This window comes from Agromyces binzhouensis (assembly GCF_004135055.1).
In the GTDB taxonomy this organism is placed as follows: domain Bacteria; phylum Actinomycetota; class Actinomycetes; order Actinomycetales; family Microbacteriaceae; genus Agromyces; species Agromyces binzhouensis.
Genome location: NZ_SDPL01000182.1, coordinates 1 through 5,993 on the forward strand (window position 1 = coordinate 1; position 5,993 = coordinate 5,993).

The 5,993-nt window shown below is 72.0% G+C and carries 7 protein-coding genes; 5 read left to right on the top strand and 2 right to left on the bottom strand.

The genetic code is table 11. From position 1 onward, the window contains the following. Positions 1-33 precede the first annotated feature (33 nt). Both ESO86_RS09990 and ESO86_RS09995 read right to left on the bottom strand, forming a co-directional pair. The gene (locus tag ESO86_RS09990) at positions 34-1,224 is read right to left on the bottom strand and encodes an AI-2E family transporter (protein WP_129234764.1); all 1,191 of its coding nucleotides are present in this window, start codon (positions 1,222-1,224) and stop codon (positions 34-36) included. Between the two features lie 89 nt (positions 1,225-1,313). Next, a complete protein-coding gene (locus tag ESO86_RS09995) occupies positions 1,314-1,898 on the bottom strand; it encodes a helix-turn-helix domain-containing protein (protein ID WP_242492308.1) in 585 nt (194 codons plus the stop codon). Positions 1,899-2,013: 115 nt separating this feature from the next. Between ESO86_RS09995 and speB the strand changes: the two genes are divergently transcribed. The 5 genes from speB to ESO86_RS10020 all read left to right on the top strand — a co-directional run bounded on the left by speB (position 2,014) and on the right by ESO86_RS10020 (position 5,932). Beyond that, a complete protein-coding gene (gene speB, locus ESO86_RS10000; protein ID WP_129234766.1) occupies positions 2,014-2,970 on the top strand; it encodes an agmatinase in 957 nt (318 codons plus the stop codon). A 66-nt stretch (positions 2,971-3,036) separates the two neighbouring features. Further along, positions 3,037-3,456 (top strand): YybH family protein, encoded by a 420-nt coding sequence (locus tag ESO86_RS10005; RefSeq protein WP_129234767.1) that lies wholly within the window; start codon positions 3,037-3,039, stop codon positions 3,454-3,456. Positions 3,457-3,483: 27 nt separating this feature from the next. Continuing rightward, a complete protein-coding gene (locus tag ESO86_RS10010; RefSeq protein WP_129234768.1) occupies positions 3,484-4,866 on the top strand; it encodes a purine-cytosine permease family protein in 1,383 nt (460 codons plus the stop codon). A gap of 5 nt (positions 4,867-4,871) precedes the next feature. Further along, a complete protein-coding gene (locus ESO86_RS10015) occupies positions 4,872-5,519 on the top strand; it encodes a cyclase family protein (RefSeq protein WP_242492309.1) in 648 nt (215 codons plus the stop codon). 41 nt (positions 5,520-5,560) lie between these two features. Next, positions 5,561-5,932, top strand: a complete 372-nt coding sequence (locus ESO86_RS10020; protein WP_129234769.1) for a VOC family protein — start codon at positions 5,561-5,563, stop codon at positions 5,930-5,932. Positions 5,933-5,993: the final 61 nt, after the last annotated feature.

The following is a 5,993-nucleotide window of genomic DNA, read 5'->3' on the forward strand; positions in this document are numbered from 1 at the left end:
CGCCGGGTCGACGCACCGCCCGGGCGCCGCGGCTCACGCGGCCGGCGACGGGCTCGACTCGTCGGCGACGGCCCTCCGCCGTCGGAGGTGCAGGTGCTTGCGCTCGTCGAGCGACGGATCGGGCGCATCCCACACCTTCACGATCGCCCAGCCCACGGCGGTGAGCGGCACCGCCAGCACCGCGCCCGCGATGCCGCCGAGGATGGTGCCGGCGGTGAGGGCGACGAGGACGACGAGCGGATGCAGCTTCAACGACTGGGCCATGACGACCGGCTGGAGCAGGTCGCCCTCGAGCTGGTTCACGGCGATCACGATCGCGACGACGATGAGCGCGACGATCGGCCCGTTCGCGACGAGGGCGACCAGCGCCGCGAGGATGCCGGCAACCGTCGCCCCGATGAGCGGGATGAACGCCGTGAGGAAGACGATGACCGCGAGGGGCAGCGCGAGCGGCACCTGCAGGATCGCGAGGCCGATGCCGATCGCGACCGCGTCGACGAAGGCGACGATGGCGGTGCCGCGGACGTAGCCGCCCAGCACCTTGACCGAGGTCTCGCCGACGCGTCGGCCGCGCTCGAGCCGCTCGCCCGTGAAGGGCCGCATGAAGAACGCCCAGATCCGGTCGCCGTCCTTGAGGAAGAAGAACAGCACGACGAGCATCAGCACGAGCCCGGTCACGAACTCGGTCGCCTGCGAGACCCCCGTCAGGGCGCTCTGCCCGAACTCCGCGCTCGTGACGAAGTCGAGGATCCCGTCGCGCCACTCGTCGAGCTGCGCCTGGTCGACCGGGATCGGCAGGGTCTGCACCCAGTCGACGAGGTCCTCGAAGCCCGCGACGGCGGATTCCGAGAGGTCGCTCCACTGGGATCGGACGGCGAACACGATGGCCGTGATGATCCCGCCGAGCACGAGGATGCCGCCGAGGAGCGCCGTCCACGCGGCGAGGATCGGCGGCATGACGCGTCGCAGCAGCACGATCAGCGGGCTGGCCGCCGCCGCGAGGATGAGCGCGACGAGCACCGGGATCACGATGAGCGTGACCCGCGTGAGCGCCCACACGCCGAGTGCGCCGAGCGCGACGACGATGAGGACCTGCAGGCTGCGGATCGACCAGCGGCCGAGGCGGTCGTTCCAGATCGGGCCGCCCGCGCCGCGGCGCGCGTGTTCGGGGGCCGTGGGCGGTTCGGGATCGGGATCGCGTGCGGGTCGACGTCGGAGGACCATGGCTCGACCCTAGGGGCGGTGCGCGCACGAGCACAGGCCTTGACCCGGTGCGTCCGAGAGGCGACGGATGCCGCGGCATCCGTCGGAACTCAGGCGGAGCCGCTCCAGGGTGCCGGCACCAGGACCCAGACCACCTCGGCCGGGGCGTCGTCGTCCGCGGTCCAGGTGTGCGGCTCACGCCCGGGGAAGGTGAGCGCGTCCCCGGACTCGAGCCGCACGGTGCGGTCGGCGAAGCGGACGGTGACGGCGCCCGAGATCACGTGCATGACCTCGACGTCGCAGTTGACGGTGTAGAGGTCGGCGCCGCCGTGGGCGCCGGGGTCGAGGGACGACCGGAGGAGTTGCACGCGCTCCTCGCCGCGCGGCGACATGAGGTGCTCCTCGACGTGCACGCCGCCGAGGTTGATGCGGGGCGCATCCCCGCGGCGGATGTGCTGGATCTCGGGCTCGGCGAAGAGCGCGCCGACCGGGAGCGAGAGCACCTGGCAGAGCTGCACGAGGGTGGCGACGCTCGGCGAGGTCTCGTCGCGCTCGAGTCGGCTGAGGAAGCCCTTGCTGAGGCCGGTCGCCTCGGCGACCTGCGCGAGCGTGAGGCCCTGCGCGATGCGCGTACTGCGGAGCTTCGCGCCGATGGGCGTGCCGCCGACGTCGGCGGAGGGATGGAGGGGGCGCACGTCGGCTCCTCTCGTCTCGTGGCGCGAGCGCGGCATCCGTCGCCCTTGACGCGGGTGGGCCGGTCGGCGTAGCGTGTCCCGCAAGTTTCCTCAACAGTACCGGAAGTTGTCTAATATGCAACCCCCCACCGAATCCGCGCCGATCGGCCCGGTCGACGCCAGCGTCGTCCCCCGCTTCGCCGGCATCGCCACGTTCGCGCGGCTGCCCCGACTCGACGAGGTCGAACGAGCGGATGTCGCGGTCGTCGGGATCCCGTTCGACTCGGGCGTGAGCTACCGCCCGGGCGCCCGCTTCGGCCCCGCGCACGTCCGCGAGGCATCGCGCCTGCTCCGCCCGTACAACCCGGCGCAGGACGTGTTCCCGTTCGGCGCGCAGCAGGTCGCCGACGCGGGCGACCTGGCCGTGAACCCGTTCGACATCGCCGAAGCCGTCCGCCAGGTCGAGGCCGGCGCGCGCGAGCTCCAGGAGCGCGCGACGAAGCTCGTCGCGATCGGCGGCGACCACACGATCGCCCTCCCGCTGCTGCGCGCGATCCACGCCCAGCACGGCCCCGTCGCGGTGCTGCACTTCGACGCGCACCTCGACACCTGGGACACCTACTTCGGCGCGCCCACCACGCACGGCACGCCGTTCCGCCGAGCGAGCGAGGAGGGCCTCATCGACCTCACCGCGAGCATGCACGTCGGCATCCGCGGCCCGCTCTACGCCAAGAGCGACCTCGAGGACGACGCACGCCTCGGCTTCTCGATCGTCACGAGCGAGTACCTCGAGGAGCACGGCGTCGCGAGTGCGATCGAGCGCATGCGCGCCCGCATCGGCGACGCACCGCTCTACATCTCGATCGACATCGACGTGCTCGACCCCGCGCACGCGCCCGGCACCGGGACGCCGGAGGCCGGCGGCCTCACCAGCCGCGAACTGCTGCGGATGCTGCGCGCCCTCGCCGACCGGAACATCGTCGGCGCCGACGTCGTCGAGGTCGCGCCGGCCTACGACCACGCCCAGCTCACGGCCGTCGCGGCGAGCCACGTCGCGTACGAGCTCATCAGCGCCATGGCGCCCCGCGACTGACCGGCCGGTATCCCGCCGCACACCCACACCACCCACCACGTCCCCGCACGGCGAAGGAGCCCCAGGATGACCGACGTCCACACCCCCACCACCGAGGAGGTCGAGGCCGCGGCATCCGCCATCGTCGACGCCTTCGCCGCCACCGACCGCGACCGCTACTTCGCGACGTTCGCACCCGACGCCACCTTCGTGTTCCACACCGAGCCCGCGCGGCTCGAGGAGCGCTCGGCCTACGAGCGACTCTGGGACGAGTGGGTCGGCGGCGGCTGGCGCGTCGTCTCGTGCGAGTCGAGCGACCGAGCCGTCCAGGCCTTCCCGGGCGGGGCGGTCTTCTCGCACTCGGTCGCGACGACCGTCGAGACGCCCGACGGTCGCGAGTCCTATCGCGAGCGGGAGACCATCGCGTTCCGCACCGATCCCGTCCGCGGCCTCATCGCCGTGCACGAGCACCTCTCCCCCATGCCCGACGGCGCCCCCGTCGCCTGACCCCAACCCACCCGAGGAGAACCAGCAATGTCGCTCTACACCCGCCTCGAGCAGCGCCTCGAACGCAACTCCGACGACGCCGGCCCCGTGCGCGGCAGCCTCTCGCTGCTGCGCATCGGCATGATCTGGCTCGCGGCGAACCTCGTCGTGACCACCCTGCTCACCGGCACCCTGTTCGTGCCCGGCATCGACTACGGCCTCGCCATCCTGCTCATCATCGTCGGCACGCTCGTCGGCGCCGTCGTGCTGGTCACGGTCGGCAACATCGGCACCCGCACGGGCCTGCCGACCATGGCCCTCACGCGCGGCCCGTTCGGCACCCGAGGCAGCCTGCTCCCCGTCTCGGCGAACGTCGTGATCCTGATGGGCTGGAGCTGGGTGCAGGCCATGCTCGCGGGCATCGCGCTCGACTTCCTCGTGGCATCCGTCACCGGGTTCTCGAACCCCGTCATCTGGGCGGTCGTCTGCCAGACGATCGTCGTGATCCTCGCGATCTTCGGCCACGAGGGCATCGCGCGCATCGAGCCGTGGCTCGCCGGGATCATGCTCGCCATCATGGCGTTCATCTTCATCGCCGCGTTCACGACGTTCACGCCCGCCGAGTTCCAGGCGATCCCCGTGGACGAATCGATCGGCTACACCCCGATCCTCGTGCTCGACGTCGTCATCGCGACCGCGATCTCGTGGACGGTGCTCTCGGCCGACTTCAACCGCTTCGCGAAGACCAGCCGGGCCGGCATCATCGGGTCGGGCGTCGGCTACAGCCTGTCGACGATCATCGCCATGTCACTCGGCGCGACCGCGATCTCGTACGTGGTGCTCTCGGGCGGCGAGGCGATCCCCTTCGACCCGGTGACGATCGTCGAGCCGTTCGGATGGCCGCTCGCCGTCGTGATCTTCACGTCCGTCATGGCCACGAACACGATGGTCGTCTACGGCATGGTCACCTCGGTCGTGAACGCCGTGCCCGGCGCGAAGGTGAAGTTCCTGCCGACGGCGCTCATCCTCGGCCTGATCTCGATCGTCGGCGCGACCTTCTTCGGGCTGCTGGAGCAGTTCACGACGTTCCTCGTGACGATCGGCGCGCTGTTCGCCCCGGTGTTCGCGATCATGATCGTCGACTACTACCTCGTCAAGCGCGGCTCGTACACCCGCGAGATCCTGAACGCCCGCGGCGGACGCTACTGGTACCGCGGGGGCGTGAACTGGCTCGCCGTGCTCGCCTGGGTCGTCGGCGCGGTCGCGGTCTACCTCTGGACCTGGGTCTGGCCCACGCCGATCGGCGCGACCATCCCCGGCTTCGTGCTGACGTTCGTGCTCTACCTCCTGCTCTCGCTCCGCGAGCGGGCCGCACACGAGGCGGAGCCGAGCGAGCACCTCTCGCGCGAGCCCGTCACGACGGACGCCTGATCGCCGTGCGCGACCTCAGCCACCCGATCGCCGACGGCATGACGGTCTACCCCGGCGACCCGGCGGTGCACCTCTCCCCCGCGCTCGAACTCGACCGCGACGGCGCCGCCGTCACCGCCCTCGAGCTCGGGTCGCACACGGGAACGCACGTCGACGCGCCGGCGCACACCGTCGCCGACGGCCGGACCATGGCCGAGGTCGCGCTCGACGAGCTCGTCGGCGACGCCCTCGTGTTCCACCTCGAGGGCGTCGCCGACCACGCGACGTACGGGCTCGACGAACTCGCGGCGGCGCTCCCCGGCGGCGTGCTGCCCGACGCCCTGCCGCCGATCGCCGTCATCGACACCGGCTGGTGGCGGTGGTTCGGTGACGGACGCGCGCTGCGGCATCCGTCGCTCGACCCGGCCGCCGCGGCCGAGCTCGTCGCCCGCGGCGTGCACGTGCTCGCGGTCGACACCCTGAGCCCCGACCCGACGGATGCCTCGGGCACGACCTCCTTCCCCGTGCACGACGTGCTCCTCGGGGGCGACCACCTGATCGTCGAGAACGTGGCCGGCCTCGAGGGCCTGCCGCACCGGGTGCGCGTCGGGTTCTTCCCGCTGCGGCTCGGCGTCGACGGCGCGCCCGTCCGGGCGGTCGCGTTCGACGGCTGACGAGGGTACCGGGCCGCCGCGAACGCGAGCAGACTGGGGCGATGGACCTCGGTGCGTTCTCCGTCAGCCTCGCCGTCAGCGACCTCGCCGCCTCGCGGGAGTTCTACGGGCGCCTCGGGTTCGAGGCGTTCGGCGGCGATCCCGACCAGGGCTGGCTCATGCTCCGGAACGGCCCGCACGTGATCGGGCTGTTCCAGGGCATGTTCGAACGCAACCTGCTGACCTTCAACCCGGGCTGGGACCAGGCTGCGGCCGACGTCGACCCGTTCACCGACGTGCGCGAACTGCAGCGGACCCTCCGCGAGGCCGGTGCCGCGTTCGTGTCGGAGGTCGACGAGGGCGGGTCGGGGCCCGGGAGCTTCATCGTCATCGATCCCGACGGCAACCCCGTGCTCGTCGACCAGCACCGCTGACGGGGCGGGGCTCCTCGGCGGTCCGCGCCGCGCCCGCGCGCGCCCCCCAACCGCCCGCCCG